The organism is Pseudomonas zeae (genome assembly GCF_014268485.2).
Lineage (GTDB): Bacteria > Pseudomonadota > Gammaproteobacteria > Pseudomonadales > Pseudomonadaceae > Aquipseudomonas > Aquipseudomonas neuropathica.
The window spans coordinates 5781479-5799413 of record NZ_CP077090.1; the positions used below are offsets into that span (position 1 = coordinate 5781479).

Annotated in this window: 14 protein-coding genes; all 14 read left to right on the forward strand. The window is 59.9% G+C overall.

The genetic code is table 11. The annotated features are described in order from the left end of the window. Positions 1-205 precede the first annotated feature (205 nt). Positions 206-649 carry an RNA polymerase-binding protein DksA gene (dksA, locus tag HU754_RS25505; protein WP_064118688.1) on the forward strand — a complete coding sequence of 148 codons (444 nt, stop codon included), beginning with the start codon at positions 206-208 and terminating at the stop codon, positions 647-649. Between the two features lie 192 nt (positions 650-841). Further along, on the forward strand, positions 842-1738 hold the full coding sequence (gluQRS, locus tag HU754_RS25510; RefSeq protein WP_093434915.1) for a tRNA glutamyl-Q(34) synthetase GluQRS: 897 nt from the start codon (positions 842-844) through the stop codon (positions 1736-1738). Between the two features lie 77 nt (positions 1739-1815). Continuing rightward, entirely contained in the window at positions 1816-1992 is a 177-nt protein-coding gene (locus HU754_RS25515; protein ID WP_003176118.1) for a hypothetical protein, read from the forward strand. After that, entirely contained in the window at positions 1976-4930 is a 2955-nt protein-coding gene (locus HU754_RS25520) for a sensor histidine kinase (protein ID WP_177413113.1), read from the forward strand. The genes HU754_RS25515 and HU754_RS25520 overlap by 17 nt, the downstream gene beginning before the upstream one ends. 22 nt (positions 4931-4952) lie before the next feature. Beyond that, positions 4953-6389 (forward strand): sigma-54-dependent transcriptional regulator, encoded by a 1437-nt coding sequence (locus HU754_RS25525; protein WP_093434911.1) that lies wholly within the window; start codon positions 4953-4955, stop codon positions 6387-6389. Positions 6390-7123: 734 nt separating this feature from the next. Further along, positions 7124-8524: a polynucleotide adenylyltransferase PcnB gene (locus HU754_RS25530; RefSeq protein ID WP_064118692.1), complete on the forward strand. Its 1401-nt coding sequence runs from the start codon at positions 7124-7126 to the stop codon at positions 8522-8524. 4 nt (positions 8525-8528) lie between these two features. Then, the gene (folK, locus tag HU754_RS25535; protein ID WP_186625131.1) at positions 8529-9014 is read left to right on the forward strand and encodes a 2-amino-4-hydroxy-6-hydroxymethyldihydropteridine diphosphokinase; all 486 of its coding nucleotides are present in this window, start codon (positions 8529-8531) and stop codon (positions 9012-9014) included. A 401-nt stretch (positions 9015-9415) separates the two neighbouring features. After that, positions 9416-10216: a 3-methyl-2-oxobutanoate hydroxymethyltransferase gene (gene panB / locus HU754_RS25540; RefSeq protein WP_093434905.1), complete on the forward strand. Its 801-nt coding sequence runs from the start codon at positions 9416-9418 to the stop codon at positions 10214-10216. Beyond that, a complete protein-coding gene (gene panC / locus HU754_RS25545) occupies positions 10213-11073 on the forward strand; it encodes a pantoate--beta-alanine ligase (protein WP_186625129.1) in 861 nt (286 codons plus the stop codon). The genes panB and panC overlap by 4 nt, the downstream gene beginning before the upstream one ends. A 211-nt stretch (positions 11074-11284) precedes the next feature. After that, a complete protein-coding gene (gene panD, locus HU754_RS25550) occupies positions 11285-11665 on the forward strand; it encodes an aspartate 1-decarboxylase (RefSeq protein ID WP_003205654.1) in 381 nt (126 codons plus the stop codon). Between the two features lie 231 nt (positions 11666-11896). Further along, on the forward strand, positions 11897-13561 hold the full coding sequence (pgi, locus tag HU754_RS25555) for a glucose-6-phosphate isomerase (RefSeq protein WP_186625127.1): 1665 nt from the start codon (positions 11897-11899) through the stop codon (positions 13559-13561). A gap of 214 nt (positions 13562-13775) precedes the next feature. Then, the gene (gene acs, locus HU754_RS25560) at positions 13776-15713 is read left to right on the forward strand and encodes an acetate--CoA ligase (RefSeq protein WP_186625126.1); all 1938 of its coding nucleotides are present in this window, start codon (positions 13776-13778) and stop codon (positions 15711-15713) included. Positions 15714-15764: 51 nt separating this feature from the next. Beyond that, positions 15765-16634 carry an oxygenase MpaB family protein gene (locus HU754_RS25565; RefSeq protein WP_093434896.1) on the forward strand — a complete coding sequence of 290 codons (870 nt, stop codon included), beginning with the start codon at positions 15765-15767 and terminating at the stop codon, positions 16632-16634. Positions 16635-16796: 162 nt separating this feature from the next. Next, positions 16797-17813, forward strand: coding sequence for a class I SAM-dependent rRNA methyltransferase (locus tag HU754_RS25570; protein WP_186625124.1), 1017 nt, complete (start codon positions 16797-16799; stop codon positions 17811-17813). The last annotated feature ends 122 nt before the right edge of the window (positions 17814-17935 follow it).

Here is a 17935-nt window from a genome sequence, read left to right on the forward strand (position 1 = left end):
AATCAGTGATTGAACAGGTCTTCAGCACCACCAGACACGGCTTGCCAAACATTTGCAAGCGCCACCCGCCGGGGCCTCGACATCCGGGAGTAGCGCAGGCCGAATTGATCTGGTAAGTTCGCCCGCTTGCAGCCGCAGGGCCGGCAGGTGTCGGTGATGGAGCAATCCTGCGCAATGGATTACAAGAGTAGAGGCGGTCCATTTCATGCCCACCCAAGCAAAGCAACAGCAGCAAACGACGATCAGCGGTTTCGAACCTTATGTTCCGAAGGCCGGTGAAGAGTACATGGGCGCCCCGATGCGAGCGCACTTCACCAAGATCCTGAACAAGTGGAAACAGGACTTGATGCAGGAAGTCGACCGTACTGTTGATCACATGAAAGACGAAGCGGCCAACTTCCCTGACCCGGCCGACCGTGCCAGTCAGGAAGAAGAATTCGCCCTCGAGCTGCGCGCCCGCGACCGCGAGCGCAAGTTGATCAAGAAGATCGACAAGACCCTGGAGCTGATTCAGGACGAAGAGTACGGCTGGTGCGAGTCCTGCGGCATCGAGATCGGCGTCAAGCGCCTCGAAGCCCGTCCAACCGCGGATCTGTGCATCGACTGCAAGACCTTGGCGGAAATCAAGGAAAAGCAGGTCGGCAAGTAATCTCGACCTGAACGAAAAACGGAGCGTGCGAACGCTCCGTTTTTGTTTCTGCCTTTTGCCTTTTGTAGGAGTGAGCCTGCTCGCGATAGCGGTGGGTCGATCAATATCGGTGTTGAATGTCACACCGCTATCGCGAGCAGGCTCGCTCCCACAGGTTGACCTGCGTATAGCCTGAAAAGTAGCTTCGTCTCCATGACTGCCAAAACATCCCCCGCCTACATCGGCCGCTTCGCCCCAACCCCCAGTGGCCACTTGCACTTCGGTTCGCTGGTTGCCGCCCTCGCCTCTTACCTCGACGCTCGCTCGGTCGGCGGTCGCTGGCTGGTGCGCATGGAAGATCTCGACCCACCCCGCGAAGAACCCGGCGCACAAGCCGCAATTCTCAAGGCGCTGGAAAGTTACGGCTTCGAGTGGGACGGCGACATGGTGCGCCAGAGCGATCGCCACGACGCCTACGCGGACGTGCTCAACAGCCTGTTCAATCACGGCTTGGCCTACGCCTGCACGTGCTCGCGCAAACAGCTCGAAGCGTATAACGGGATTTATCCGGGCCTGTGCCGCAATGCCGGCCACGATCAGCAAGACGCCGCTATCCGCCTGCGCGTACCCGAATTGGAATACCACTTTATCGATCGCGTGCAGGGCGAATATCGCCAGCATCTGGGCCGCGACGTCGGCGATTTCGTGATCCGCCGCCGTGACGGTCTCTACGCCTATCAACTGGCGGTGGTGCTCGACGATGCCTGGCAAGGTATCACCGACATCGTGCGTGGTGCCGACCTGCTCGACTCGACGCCGCGCCAACTCTATCTGCAAGAGTTGCTGGGGTTGCGCCAGCCGCGCTATCTGCACCTGCCGCTGATTACCCAACCGGACGGCAACAAACTCGGCAAGTCCTATCGCTCGCCGCCGCTGCAAGCCGATCAAGCCACACCATTGTTGCTGCGCGCCCTGCGTGCTCTGGGGCAAAACCCTGGCGCTGAACTGGCCCACGCCTCACCGCAAGAATTACTCAAGTGGGGCAGCGCACACTGGGATGCCACGAAGATCCCGCGCACACTGACCCTGCCCGAAGCGCAACTGCTATGACGACACTTGCAGTCGTGCGCCCATCCGTTACCATCGCCGCACGTTTTCGGGCACGCGCATAAAAAAGAGAGGCCGGGATGTACATCTATCGCTTGGTCCTGCTTTTAGTCGTGGGGATCTACCTGTTTTCCCCCGCCATCATGGATTGGTGGATCGACGCTACGGGCGCCTGGTATCGCCCCTATCTGCTCTGGTTGATCCTGATTGTCGTGACCTTCATCCTGCAGAGCCAAAAAGATGCCGATGAGCTTTAGCCTGACCCAGATGATCCTGATCAGCGCCGCGTACCTGGCGGTGCTGTTCGGCGTCGCCTGGATCAGCGAACGGGGCATGATCCCGCGGGCGATCATTCGCCACCCGCTGACCTACACCTTGTCGCTGGGGGTTTACGCCAGTGCGTGGGCGTTCTACGGCACGGTCGGCCTCGCCTATCAGTACGGCTACGGCTTTCTGTCCAGTTACCTCGGCGTGTCCGGCGCATTTCTGCTAGCGCCGGTGTTGCTCTATCCGATCCTGAAAATCACCCGCACCTATCAACTGTCGTCGCTGGCGGATCTGTTCGCGTTTCGCTTTCGCAGCACCTGGGCCGGCGCGCTGACCACGATTTTCATGTTGATCGGTGTGCTGCCGCTGCTGGCGTTGCAGATTCAGGCGGTGGCCGACTCCATAGGCATTCTGACCGGCGAGCCGATCCAGAGTCGCGTCGCGCTGGCGTTCTGTGCGCTGATCATCCTGTTCACGATTTTCTTCGGTTCCCGGCATATCGCCACCCGTGAGAAGCACGAAGGACTGGTGTTTGCGATTGCCTTCGAGTCGGTGATCAAACTGATCGCTCTCGGTGGCGTCGGCCTGTATGCGCTGTACGGCGTGTTCGATGGTCCGCAACAGCTTGAGATTTGGCTGCTGCAAAACCAGACTGCCCTCGCCGCTCTGCACACGCCGTTGCAGGAAGGCCCCTGGCGTACGCTGCTGCTGGTGTTCTTTGCCTCGGCGATCGTGATGCCGCACATGTATCACATGACCTTTACCGAAAACCTCAACCCGCGCTCGCTGGTCAGCGCAAGTTGGGGTTTGCCGCTGTTCCTGCTGCTGATGAGCCTGGCGGTGCCGCTGATTCTCTGGGCCGGCCTCAAACTCGGCGCCACAACCAACCCGGAATACTTCACCCTCGGCATCGGCATCGCCGCCAACAGCAAACCGCTGGCGTTGCTCGCCTATGTCGGCGGTTTATCGGCGGCCAGCGGGCTGATCATCGTCACCACGCTGGCGCTGTCGGGCATGGCGCTGAACCACTTGGTTTTGCCGCTCTACCAGCCGCCGGCCGAAGGCAACATCTACCGCTGGCTGAAGTGGACCCGCCGCGCGCTGATCGTCGCGATCATCATGGCCGGTTTCGGTTTCTACCTGATGCTTGGCGCCGAGCAGGATCTGGCCAACCTCGGCATCGTCGCGTTTGTCGCGACCCTGCAATTCCTGCCCGGGGTGTTGTCGGTGTTGTACTGGCCGACCGCCAACCGTCGCGGCTTTATCGCCGGTCTGCTGGCGGGCATTCTGGTCTGGGTAGTGACCATGCTGCTGCCGCTGGTCGGCAATCTGCAGGGTTTCTACATCCCGCTGCTGAACATGATTTACGTGCTCGACGACACCAGTTGGCACATGGCGGCAATCGCCTCGCTGGCTGCAAACGTCTTGATGTTCACGCTGATCTCGCTGTTCACCAACGCCAGCCCGGAAGAAGCCAGCGCCGCCGAAGCCTGTGCGGTAGACAACGTCCGTCGTCCGCAGCGGCGTGAACTGCATGCGGCCTCGCCACAGGAATTCGCCACACAACTGGCCAAACCGCTGGGCGCCAAGGCTGCGCAGAAAGAAGTCGAGCAAGCGTTGCGTGACCTCTATCTACCATTTGACGAACGCCGTCCTTATGCACTGCGCCGTTTGCGTGACCGTATCGAGGCCAACCTTTCCGGTCTGATGGGCCCGAGCGTGGCGCAGGACATGGTGGAAACCTTCCTGCCCTACAAGGCGGGTGGCGAAAACTACGTCACCGAAGACATCCACTTCATCGAAAGCCGCCTCGAGGATTACCACTCGCGCCTCACAGGTCTGGCCGCCGAACTCGATGCCCTGCGTCGTTACCACCGCCAAACCTTGCAAGAACTGCCGATGGGCGTCTGCTCGCTGGCCAAGGATCAAGAGATCCTGATGTGGAACAAGGCCATGGAAGAACTCACCGGAATCGCCGCACAGCGCGTGGTCGGTTCGCGCCTGAGTACCATCGGCGAGCCTTGGAAAGGCCTGCTGCAAGGTTTCATCGATCTGCCGGACGAGCATTTGCACAAACAGCACCTGGCCCTCGATGGCCAAACCCGCTGGTTGAACCTGCACAAAGCGGCAATCGACGAACCGTTGGCACCGGGTAACAGCGGCCTGGTGCTACTGGTCGAAGATTTGACCGAAACGCAGATGCTCGAAGACAAATTGGTGCACTCCGAGCGTCTGGCCAGCATTGGTCGTCTCGCGGCGGGCGTGGCTCACGAAATCGGCAACCCGATCACCGGCATCGCTTGTCTTGCGCAAAACCTGCGCGAAGAGCGTGAAGATGACGGCGAACTGACGGAAATCAGCGGGCAGATTCTCGAACAGACCAAACGTGTGTCGCGCATCGTCCAGTCGTTGATGAGTTTCGCCCACGCTGGCAGCCATCAGCACAGTGACGAGCCCGTTTGTCTGGCAGAGGTCGCTCAAGATGCAATCGGCCTGCTGGCCCTGAACCGACGCAATTTCGAGGTGCAGTTCTACAACCTCTGCGATCCTGATCATTGGGTCGAAGGCGATCCGCAGCGACTCGCCCAGGTATTGATCAACTTGCTCTCCAACGCCCGCGACGCCTCGCCGCCGCACAGTGCGGTACGGGTCAAGAGCGAAGCCGGCGAACACACGGTCGATCTGATCGTCGAAGACGAAGGCAGCGGTATTCCGAAGAACATCATGGATAGATTGTTCGAACCCTTCTTCACCACCAAGGATCCTGGCGAAGGCACCGGTCTGGGCCTTGCACTGGTCTATTCCATCGTTGAAGAGCATTATGGACAAATCACCATCGACAGCCCGGCTGATGTACAAAGCCAACGCGGCACCCGTATCCGGGTGACCTTACCGCGTCATGTCGAAGCGACGTCCGCTGTGAACTGAGACCGTCGAGAGTATCGAATCAATGCCGCACATTTTGATCGTCGAAGACGAAACAATTATCCGCTCCGCCTTGCGCCGCCTGCTGGAACGCAACCAGTACCAGGTCAGCGAAGCCGGTTCAGTGCAGGAAGCACAAGAACGCTTCACCATTCCTACGTTCGATCTGATCGTCAGCGATCTGCGTTTGCCGGGCGCGCCGGGTACTGAGCTGATCAAGCTCGGCCAGGGCACACCGGTGCTGATCATGACCAGCTATGCCAGCCTGCGCTCGGCGGTCGACTCGATGAAGATGGGCGCGGTGGACTACATCGCCAAGCCTTTCGACCACGATGAAATGCTTCAGGCTGTCGCGCGGATCCTGCGTGATCGCCAATCGGCACCGGCGGCCGGCGAAGCAGTTGCCAGTAAACCGGCCAATGGCAGCGGCAAATCCGCCGTCGACAACAGCAATGGCGAGATTGGCATCATCGGCTCCTGCCCACCGATGCAGGACTTGTACAGCAAGATCCGCAAAGTCGCGCCAACCGATTCCAATGTGTTGATCCAGGGCGAGTCCGGCACCGGTAAAGAACTGGTGGCCCGCGCACTGCACAACCTGTCGAAACGCGCCAAGGCGCCGATGATCTCGGTGAACTGCGCAGCCATTCCGGAAAGCCTGATCGAGTCCGAACTGTTCGGCCACGAGAAAGGCGCATTCACCGGCGCCAGCGCCGGGCGTGCCGGTCTGGTCGAAGCGGCGGACGGCGGCACCTTGTTCCTCGACGAAATCGGCGAACTGCCGCTGGAAGCTCAGGCTCGACTGCTGCGTGTGTTGCAGGAAGGCGAAATTCGCCGTGTTGGCTCGGTGCAGTCGCAGAAGGTCGATGTACGCCTGATCGCGGCCACTCACCGCGACTTGAAGAGCCTGGCGAAAATCGGCCAGTTCCGTGAAGACCTTTATTACCGTCTGCACGTGATCGCGTTAAAACTGCCGGCCCTGCGCGAGCGCGGCGCCGACGTCAACGAGATCGCCACGGCTTTCCTCGCTCGCCAAAGTGCGCGCATCAACCGTACCGACCTGAAATTTGCCGCGGATGCCGAACAGGCGATTCGTCATTATTCCTGGCCGGGTAACGTGCGTGAACTGGAAAACGCAGTCGAGCGCGCGGTGATTCTGAGCGAAAGCGCGGAAATCTCCGCCGACCTGCTGGGCATCGACATCGAGCTGAGCGATCTGGAAGACGACGAGTTCATCGGTCTGCCGCCACAAACGCCGGGTAACGCCAGCAACAGCAGCCACGAGCCGACCGAAGACCTGTCGCTGGAAGACTACTTCCAGCACTTCGTTCTCGAGCATCAGGACCACATGACCGAGACCGAACTGGCGCGCAAACTGGGCGTCAGCCGTAAATGTCTGTGGGAGCGCCGTCAGCGTCTAGGCATCCCACGGCGCAAGACCGGGGTCGCCAGCGAGAGCTGAACGTTACCTGTCGAGTGTGCGGGTAACGCTTGAAGATGTGAAAAAACTGTTACCTCAGTCGATTCACGTAACAGAAGCCGGGGTTATCGGTAACGAAACCCCGGCTTTTTTTCGCCCCGACAAAACGGTTATATCGACCTAACCCCTTGTTTTATTGGGTTTCGCAAAAGTTGGCACGGCCCCTGCTATATGTTTGGTACAAGAACAATAACAAGCAATGCACAAGACAATAAAAATAAGACGAATCGACTCACGCACAATAAAAACAAGACGGCGAGAGGCGCAGCTAACTGATTCTTTTGGAGAGGCGTTGTATTTGGGGCTTGCCCCACGACCAGGCCGAGAACAACAAAAACTGTCCTAAGACAGAGCCTGTACTGGTTGGATCGAGAGATCACTGCAATTCAGCGACCAAAGCAATCCGTTTGCTCTTGGCTCCCGATTGGGAGGGTCACGAAGGAAACACTTCGTGGCGAGGGCACTCAACAAAAACAAGAAGCCCGAATCAATAATAAAAAGAGCACGCAACTACTTCTTGGGGAGCTTCGGCTCCCCTTGTAGTTTCTCCCTCCCGGCAAAATCCTTCGAATTTCCCTTGCTCGCCCCTTGCAGCTTGCGGCTTACAGCTCAAATCGGCCGTGTCCTACACCATCCCCCGACTAAATGCTAGAATCTGCGCCCATCATGCGGTCATTCTTTGGTATGGCCGAACATTCCTTCAAACAGTGCATCCCATGCTGAAGAAGTTGTTCCAGTCATTCCGAACTCCCGTGCGTCGTACGCAACACATCCGCAGCACCCCTGAAGTGCTCAACAGCGGCCAACATTCGCTGCAGAAAACGCAATTCAGCCGCTATGCGGTGAATATCGTCGAACGCCTGCAAGGTGCCGGTTACCAGGCTTATCTGGTCGGCGGTTGCGTGCGTGACATGCTGCTGGGCATCACGCCCAAGGACTTTGACGTCGCCACCAGCGCCACCCCCGAGCAAGTCCGTGCCGAATTCCGCAACGCGCGGATCATCGGCCGTCGCTTCAAACTGGTGCACATCCATTTCGGTCGCGAAATCATTGAAGTCGCGACCTTCCGCGCCAATCACCCGGTCAACGAAGACGACGAAGACAGCAATCAGTCCTCGCGTAACGAAAGCGGGCGAATTCTGCGCGACAACGTTTACGGCACCCTGGAAGAAGACGCGCAACGCCGCGACTTCACCATCAACGCCCTGTATTACGATCCGGTCAGCGAGCGCATTCTCGATTATGCCAACGGCGTACACGACATCCGCAATCACCTGATCCGTTTGATCGGCGATCCGAAGCAGCGCTACCAGGAAGACCCGGTGCGCATGCTGCGCGCCGTGCGTTTTGCCGCCAAGCTCAATTTCGGCATCGAGAAGCACACGGTTCAGCCGATCCGCGAACTGGCGCCGATGCTGCGCGAGATTCCGTCGGCACGCCTGTTCGAAGAAGTACTCAAGCTGTTCCTTTCGGGACACGGCGCAATCACCTTCGAAATGCTGGTCGATCTGCAACTGTTCGCCCCGCTGTTCCCGGCCAGTGCCGATGCGCTGGAACACAACCCGGAATACACCCACACGCTGATCAGCGAAGCGCTGACCAACACCGACTTGCGCATCAAGCAGAACAAACCGGTGACCCCGGCGTTCCTGTTTGCCGCACTGTTGTGGCCTGCTTTGCCGGCTCGCGTGTTGCGCTTGCAGGAACGTGGCATGCCGCCGATTCCAGCGATGCAGGAAGGCGCGCACGAGCTGATCGCCGAACAATGCCAGCGCATTGCGATTCCGAAACGCTTCACTATGCCGATCCGCGAGATCTGGGACATGCAGGAGCGCCTGCCACGCCGCAGCGGCAAACGTGCCGACCTGTTGCTGGACAATCCGCGTTTCCGCGCCGGTTACGACTTCCTGTTGCTGCGTGAAAGCGCCGGCGAGGAGACTGATGGCCTCGGTGAATGGTGGACGGATTATCAGGACGCCAACGACAGCGAACGTCGCGATATGATCCGCGACCTCAGCGGCAAGGGCGATGACGCCAGCGGTGCTCCGCGCAAACGTCGCCGCAGCAGCGGCTCCAAGCGCAAACGCGCCGGCGCCCCGAGCGCTACAGGCGAATAAAGGCATGGAACGCATCTACATCGGCATGGGCAGCAACCTCGCTGACCCGGCCGAACAGTTACGCAGCGCCGTCGAGGCGCTGGGGCAACTGCCGCAGACCACACTCGCGGGCGTTTCCGCCTTCTATCAAAGCGACTCGTTGCTGCCAGGCCAACCGCGGTACACCAACGCGGTCGCTGCGCTTGACAGCGATCTTGCGCCGCTGGATCTGCTCGATGCCTTACAGGCGATCGAGAATGATCAGGGCCGCGAGCGTCTGGAGCGCTGGGGCCCGCGCACGTTGGACCTGGATATTCTGCTGTTCGGTGATCGCTTGATCGACGAACCGCGCCTGAAAGTCCCGCATTATCAGATTCAGGAACGTGCGTTCGTGCTCTATCCCCTCGCCGAACTGGCGCCGCAAGATCTGCGTCTGGCCGATGGCCGCAGCCTGTCTGATCTGCTGGCAGCCTGCCCGTTCGTCGGCCTGGAACGCCTCCACCACGCCTGACACAAATCCGCCCTTTGTAGGAGTGAGCCTGCTCGCGATAGCGGTGGATCAGCCAATAAATCTTTGGCTGACAGAACGCTATCGCGAGCAGGCTCACTCCTACAGGGATTGCGCCACATCCAGATTTATTGTCCGACAAAAACCCCGCGAATCAGGCCCGCCGCAGCGCTGAATCGCATCAGTAACGCCGGTAACACTCCCCTCGTAACAATGCGGTAACACACGCAATTGACTTCCTGTTGGCTCATCACGACTATAGGCGTCCCGCTGCCGCCAACCCGGCACATACGGGCGCAATCCAGGCCTTATAAGCACGACAAAAGAGCGTGCGCCTGAGTAGATGAAGAATCACGCGCGTTACTCGCAGTAGTTTCCAGAGCGCCTGAACGAGGATTTTTTACATGCCAGCCATCACCCTGACCACGCTCCAGAGCCTCAAGCAGAAAGGTGAAAAGATCACCATGCTGACCTGCTATGACGCGACCTTCGCCCACGCCTGCAACGAGGCTGGTGTCGAAGTGCTGCTGGTGGGCGACTCCCTCGGCATGGTCCTGCAAGGTCACGACAGCACTTTGCCGGTGACCACCGCAGAAATGGCCTACCACACCGCTTGCGTCAAACGTGGCAATACCGATGCCCTGATCCTGGCTGACTTGCCGTTCATGGCCAACGCCACCCTTGAACAAACCATGACTAACAGCGCCATGCTGATGCAGGCCGGTGCGCACATGGTCAAGGTCGAAGGTCAGCTGTGGCTGGCCGAGTCGATCCGTCTGCTCGCCGAGCGCGGTGTACCGGTATGCGCGCACATGGGCCTGACTCCGCAAGCAGTGAACATTCTCGGCGGCTATAAAGTGCAGGGCCGTAACGAAAATCAGGCGCGGCAGATGCGTGCCGATGCGATCTCGCTGGAACAGGCCGGCGCCGCCATGCTGCTGCTCGAATGCGTACCGAGCGAACTGGCTGCCGAAATCAGCCAGGCGGTGAAGATTCCAGTCATCGGCATCGGCGCCGGTAACGCCACCGACGGCCAGGTCCTGGTACTGCACGACATGCTCGGCCTGTCGATCACCGGCCGCGTGCCGAAATTTGTCAAAAACTTCATGCACGGCCAGGACAGCATCCAATCCGCGCTGAAGGCTTACGTCAACGAAGTCAAAGCCACCACGTTCCCTGGCATCGAACACGGATTCTCTGCATGAACACCGTTAAAACCGTACGCGAACTGCGCGCCGCCGTAGCCCGCGCCCGCAGCGAAGGCAAGCGCATCGGCTTTGTGCCGACCATGGGCAACCTGCACAGCGGTCACGTTGCACTGATCACCAAAGCCACCCAACGGGTGGACTTCGTGGTCGCGAGTATTTTCGTCAACCCGCTGCAGTTCGGCGCCGGCGAAGACCTCGATAAATACCCGCGCACGTTGGCAGCGGATCAGGAGAAGCTGCTCGAAGCCGGTTGCTCCCTGCTCTTCGCGCCGACTGTCGAAGAAATGTACCCCGACGGCATGGCCGGTCAGACTCGGGTCAGCGTGCCGCAGTTGTCCGAAGGCCTGTGCGGCGCCAGCCGTCCGGGGCATTTCGAGGGTGTGGCGACCGTCGTCAGCAAACTGTTCAACATGGTCCAGCCGGATCTGGCGATTTTCGGTCAGAAGGATTACCAGCAACTGGCGGTGATCCGCGCGCTGGTGCATGACCTGAACATGCCGATCCAGATCATCGGCGAACCGACCGTGCGTGCAGCCGATGGCCTGGCGCTGTCATCGCGCAATGGCTTCCTCAACGAGGAACAGCGCGCGGTGGCTCCGGTGGTCTATCGCTCGCTGAGCAACATTGCCGAGTTGATCAAGCAAGGCCAACGCGACTTCCCGGCAATGATCAGTGCCCAGGTACAGCAGCTGGAAGCGGCGGGCCTGCGTCCGGATTACCTGGAAATCCGCCATGCACTGACCTTGCGTCCAGCGACGGCGGAGGATCGCGATCTGGTGATTCTGGTGGCGGCGTTTCTTGGCACTACTCGGTTGATCGACAACCTGCATCTGAACCTCGACACCCCCGCTTAAAAACACCGCAATACCCCCTGTAGGAGTGAGCCTGCTCGCGATAGCGGTGTGTCAGTCAGCATTAGTGTTGAATGACACACCGCTATCGCGAGCAGGCTCACTCCTACAGTGGTTTTCGGTGTTATGAAAATTGCGTTTCAAGCCTTATTGCCGCCCCTAAAGCCTTCGGGCACACTGCCCGCCGTTCGATTCCAACCCGGGAAAATCCCTCATGCACGCGATCATGCTCAAGGCCAAACTGCACCGCGCCGAAGTCACTCATGCGGTGCTCGATTACGAAGGTTCGTGCGCCATTGATGGCGAGTGGCTGGACTTGTCCGGCATTCGTGAATACGAGCAGATCCAGATTTATAACGTCGACAACGGCGAGCGTTTCACCACCTACGCGATTCGTGGCGAAGAAGGCTCGCGGATGATCTCTGTCAACGGCGCCGCAGCGCACAAGGCCAAGGTTGGCGACCGTGTGATCATTTGTGCCTACGCCCATTACAGCGAAGCGGAACTGGTCAATTTCAAGCCGCGCATGCTTTACATGGCGCCAGGCAACGAGCTGAGTCACACCAGCAACGCCATCCCGGTTCAGCTCGCCTGATCACGAAATCGCCCCGCTCCCCCTCCGCTTGTCGGCCAGTTCCCGGTCTCGATGTTAAAAAAGTACAGGGATCTGGTCAGACAAAGTCAAGACAGAACGCAGCGCGAGGTTTACTGTATTCGCCCTGTGTCCAGAAATCGTGTCGACGCAGTTGATCCCATGCCCAAACATGGCGTGCCGGGTCTGTTCAGTGTTCAAAAGGCCGTTCAAGTAAAAAGGAAAACCGCAGCGATGGCGTATTACCTCACTCCTCAAGACGTTACCGCTCTGCCCGCCTGGCAAGCGTTGAAAGATCACCGCCAAGCCATGCAGGATTTCAGCATGCGCGAAGCCTTCAACGCCGATCCGCAGCGCTTCAACCAGTTCACCCTTAGCAGCTGCGGACTGTTTCTCGATTATTCGAAGAATTTGATCAACGCCCAGACCCGCAACCTGCTGGTCGGTCTGGCCAATGAAGTCGATCTCAAAGGCGCCATCAAAGCGCTGTTTGAAGGCGAAATCGTCAACACGTCCGAAGGCCGCCCGGCGCTGCACACCGCCCTGCGCCGCCCGGTAGGCGACAAGCTGTCGGTCAACGGCGTCAATGTGATGCCGGAAGTCCACAAGGTCCTGAACCAGATTACCGATCTGGTCGGCCGCATCCACGACGGTCTGTGGCGCGGTTACACCGAGAAGCCGATCACCGACGTGGTGAACATCGGTATCGGTGGCTCGTTCCTCGGCCCTGAGCTGGTCTCCGAAGCACTGCTGTCGTACGCACAGAAAGGCGTGCGTTGCCACTATCTGGCGAACATCGACGGCAGTGAGTTCCACGAGCTGACGCAGAAACTGCGCGCCGAGACCACGCTGTTCATTGTTTCGTCGAAATCCTTCAACACCCTCGAAACCCTGAAGAACGCTCAAGCTGCGCGCGCCTGGTACCTGGCGCAGGGCGGTTCGGAAGCCGAGCTGTATCGTCACTTCATCGCCGTATCGAGCAACAACGCTGCTGCCGTAGCGTTCGGTATCCGCGAAGAAAACATCTTCCCGATGTGGGACTGGGTCGGTGGTCGTTATTCGCTGTGGTCGGCCATCGGTTTGCCGATCGCCCTGGCCATCGGCATGTCCAACTTCAAGGAACTGCTGTCCGGCGCCTACACCATGGACCAGCATTTCCAGACCGCGCCGTTCGAACAGAACATGCCGGTGCTGCTGGCCCTGCTCGGTGTGTGGTACGGCAACTTCTGGGGCGCGCAAAGCCACGCGATCCTGCCGTACGACCACTATCTGCGTAACATCACCAAGCACTTGCAACAGCTGGACATGGAATCCAACGGCAAGAGCGTGCGTCAGGACGGCACGCCGGTGTCGACCGATACCGGTCCGGTGATCTGGGGCGGCGTCGGCTGCAACGGTCAGCACGCCTACCACCAGTTGCTGCATCAAGGTTCGCAGTTGATTCCGGCCGATTTCATCGTGCCGATCGTCAGCTTCAACCCGGTCTCCGACCACCACCAGTGGCTTTACGCCAACTGCCTGTCGCAGAGCCAGGCGCTGATGCTCGGCAAGACCTTGCCGGAAGCCGAGCAGGAACTGCGCGACAAGGGCATGAGCGAAGAAGAAGTGCACAAGCTCGCTCCGCACAAGGTGATCCCGGGCAACCGTCCGAGCAACACCCTCGTGGTCGAGCGCATCAGCCCGCGTCGTCTCGGCGCACTGGTGGCGATGTATGAACACAAAGTGTTCGTGCAAAGCGTGGTCTGGGGCATCAACGCCTTCGACCAATGGGGCGTGGAACTGGGCAAGGAACTGGGCAAAGGCGTTTACAACCGTCTGGTCGGCAGCGATGAAACCAACGCTGATGATCCGTCCACTCAGGGCCTGATCAACTACTTCCGCGGTCGTCACCGCGGGTGATGTGAATGGGTTGCCCACAATTCCAGTGGGCAACCCATTTCCAATGTGGGAGCGAGCCTGCTCGCGAATGCGGTGTGTCATTCAGCCTCTTTGTTGACTGACTCACCGCATTCGCGAGCAGGCTCGCTCCCACAGTTGTTTTACACATGACTTGAACCTCTGCATCGCTCGGCGCATCTTTATTCCTGTCGCACCACAAGAATAAGGAACCGTCATGTTCGATATCAGCACGTTCCCCAAAGCCGATGCCGTCCGCCGGGCCGCTCAGTTGAGTCAGGAAGACTATCGGCGCCTGTACCGCGAATCCATTGAACACCCCAGCACCTTCTGGGCCGAACAGGCCACGCGGTTCCTCGACTGGAGCACGCCGTGGCAGACCGTTCAGCGCTACGACCTGAAAACCGGTGAAGCCGCCTGGTTTGCCGGTGCGAAGCTGAACGTCAGTTACAACTGCATCGACCGCCATCTGGACAAGCGCGGCGATCAGACCGCCCTGCTCTGGGAGGGCGACGACCCGGCAGAATCAGCGCAAATCACTTATAAAAAACTCCATCACCACGTCTGCCGCCTGGCCAACGTGCTGAAAAGCCGTGGTGTGAAGAAAGGCGACCGGGTGTGCATCTACATGCCAATGATCCCCGAGGCCGCATACGCCATGCTCGCCTGCGCGCGGATCGGCGCAATCCATTCGGTGGTGTTTGGCGGTTTCTCCCCTGACTCCCTGCGTGACCGCATTCTCGATGCCGATTGCCGCACGGTGATCACCGCAGATGAAGGCGTGCGCGGTGGCAAGTTCGTGCCACTCAAGCAGAACGTCGACCAAGCCCTGCAAAGTTGCCCCGACGTCAGCACCGTCGTGGTGGTCGAGCGCAGCCAAGGCAAAGTCGACTGGGTCGAGGGTCGTGACCTCTGGTATCACCAGGCCGTGCGCGAGGTCGGCGACGATTGCCCACCGGAGCCGATGGACGCCGAAGACCCGCTGTTCATCCTCTACACCTCCGGCAGCACCGGCAAACCCAAAGGCGTGCTGCACACCACCGGCGGCTACCTGCTGCAAGCGGCGATGACCTTCAAGTACGTGCTCGATTACCGCGACGGCGAAGTGTTCTGGTGCACTGCTGACGTCGGCTGGGTCACCGGTCACAGCTACATTGTCTACGGCCCGCTAGCCAATGGTGCGACCACGCTGATGTTCGAAGGCGTGCCGAGCTATCCGAGCAGTTCACGTTTCTGGCAGGTGATTGATAAACACAAGGTCAACATTTTCTACACCGCGCCGACCGCCCTGCGCGCGTTGATGCGCGAAGGCGCCGAGCCGTTGAAGGAAACCTCGCGCGCCAGCCTCAGATTACTCGGCAGCGTCGGTGAGCCGATCAACCCGGAAGCGTGGGAATGGTATTTCAATGTCGTCGGAGAACAGCGCTGCCCCATCGTCGACACTTGGTGGCAGACCGAAACCGGCGGCATCATGCTCAGTCCCCTGGTCAGCGCCCAGCGAATCAAGCCTGGCTGCGCCACGCAACCGATGTTCGGCGTGCAACCGGTGCTGCTCGATGAGCACGGCAAGGAAATCAAAGGCGCCGGCAGTGGCGTGCTGGCGATCAAGTCGAGCTGGCCGGCGCAGATCCGCAGCGTCTATGGCGACCCGCAGCGCATGGTCGACACCTATTTCAAACCCTACCCCGGCTACTACTTCACCGGCGACGGCGCACGCCGCGATGAGGACGGCGATTACTGGATCACCGGGCGCATCGATGACGTGATCAACGTCTCCGGTCACCGCATCGGCACCGCCGAAGTGGAAAGCGCACTGGTATTGCACGACAGCATCGCCGAGGCCGCCGTGGTTGGTTACCCCCACGACGTCAAAGGTCAGGGCATCTACGCCTTCGTCACACCCATGAACGGCACCGAACCCAATGACGAGTTGAAGAAAGAATTGCTGGCCCACGTCAGCAAGGAAATCGGCAGCTTCGCCAAACCGGATCTGATCCAGTGGGCGCCGGCCTTGCCGAAAACCCGTTCAGGCAAGATCATGCGGCGCATCTTGCGCAAGATCGCCTGCAACGAACTCGACAGCCTCGGTGATACCTCGACCCTGGCCGATCCGAGTGTGGTGCAAGGCCTGATCGACACGCGCCTCAATCAGTAACACCCCGGGCGCGGTCAACCGGCCGCGCCTGGCCTTTCTCACTGAGTGGTCATGGAATTCATCCGCAGCCGTATCGAACAGCAACTCATGAGCCTGACCGGGCTGTCGCTCGGTCAGCTCGACCTGGAAAACCCCAAGGGCGATCCCGGCCTGTTTGGTCCGGACTCGATCAGTTGGCAGGTGCACGGCGATTTCAGCAGCATGTTGATCGGTGGCATCAGCGCGCTGTTGCTGCAAGCTTTGCATCCGCTGGCATTGGCCGGGGTCTGGGATCATTCGAACTTTCGTGAGGACATGCTCGGGCGCTTGCGGCGCACCAGCCAGTTTGTATCCGGTACGACGTTTGGCTCGCGCCGGGACGCCGACTGGTTGATCGAGAAAGTGCGCACCATTCATTTGCAGGTGGTCGGCACGGCGCCTGATGGCCGGCCCTACGCAGCCAGCGATGCGGATTTGTTGACCTGGGTGCATGTGGCGGAAGTGAGTAACTTTCTGGCGGCGCATTTGCGTTATCGCAATCCGCAGTTGTCGGGGGCAGATCAGGATCGTTATTACACGGAAATCGCCGTGATAGCCGAACGCCTGGGCGCGCGCGATGTACCGAAATCGCGGCAAGCCGTGGCCGAGTATCTGCAACGCATGCGCCCGCAGTTGCTGTGCGACGAGCGCAGCCGCGAAGTCTTGCGCCTGCTGCTCGACGCGCCGGCGCCGAGTGTTCTGGCGCGACCGTTTGGCGATCTGATGATGAAGGCCGGGATCGACCTGTTGCCGGACTGGGCCAGCGACATGCTCGACGTCCGCCAGAGTTCGCTGCAACGGCAACTGATTCGCGCCAGCGTCAGACGCAGCGCACCGATGCTGCGCTGGGCAATGCGTAATGGTTCGGTGCAACGGGCCAAACGCCGGATGGGCTTGAGCTGAAAACTTCGTCGGACGCCTTCGCGAGCAAGCTCGCTCCCACAGGAGATCTAATTTGCACCATGGATCCCATGTGGGAGCGAGCCTGCTCGCGAAGGGCGCAACTCGATTGCCCGCCAAGCTGCTAAACTCCCGCGCCCCCATTCTCTCCAGCAAGGCGCCCGCATGTCTTCCTTGAATCAGGCGCTGCGCGCCGCCCTCGATCAACGCCAGGATCTGCTGGCCGAGTTGCATAGCCAGGGCACCGATTGCTATCGGCTGTTCCACGGCAGCCAGGAAGGCGCCGGCGGCCTGACCATCGACCGCTACGGCCCGCAACTGCTGGTGCAAAGCTTCCACCAGACGCTGGAGCGGGACGACCTGCTGCAACTGCACGCCATGGTTAATCAGAGCCTGGGGATGGAAACCTTGCTGGTTTACAACGACCGATCCCGTGGCAACTCGCGCATTGACCGTGAAGACAGCGTCTACAAAGCTGATGACGCAGCGCTGGCAGATCTGGTCGGCCACGAATGGGGCCTCAACTATCGGGTGCGCGGCCGCCATGCCGGGCAGGATCCCTTGCTGTTCCTCGATCTGCGCAACACCCGTGGCTGGGTCAAGGATCACGCCCAAGGCAAATCCGTGCTCAACCTGTTCGCCTACACCTGCGGCGTCGGCCTCAGCGCGGCCGCCGGTGGCGCGCGTGAAGTGTGCAATCTGGATTTCGCCGAAGGCAATCTGGCGGTCGGTCGCGAAAACGGCCTGCTCAACCCGCAGTTGCCGGAGATGGAATTCATCCAGTCGGACTACTTCCCGGCCATCCGCCAACTCGCCGGGCTGCCGATCAGTCAGCGTCGTGGACAGAAACTGCCGAGCTATCAGCGTCTGGAACAGCGCCAATACGACCTGGTGCTGCTTGATCCGCCAGCGTGGGCCAAGAGCGCATTCGGCACTGTCGATTTGCTGCGTGACTATCAGAGCCTGCTCAAACCGGCCCTGCTGACCACCGCCGATAATGGCGTGCTGATCTGCTGCAACAATCTGGCGAAAGTCAGCATGGACGACTGGCGCGAGCAGGTGCTGCGCTGTGCCGAGAAGGCCGGGCGACCGGTGCGTGAGTGGAGCGTGATGACCCCAGGCGCCGACTTCCCGTCGATGGATCAGCAACCGCCGCTGAAAACCCTGATTCTGCAGCTGTGACACTCCCGCACAGCCGACAACTATCCAATGTGGGAGCGAGCCTGCTCGCGAAAGCGGTGTATCAGCCAGCAGATAGAGTGACTGATAGAACGCCTTCGCGAGCAGGCTCGCTCCCACATGGA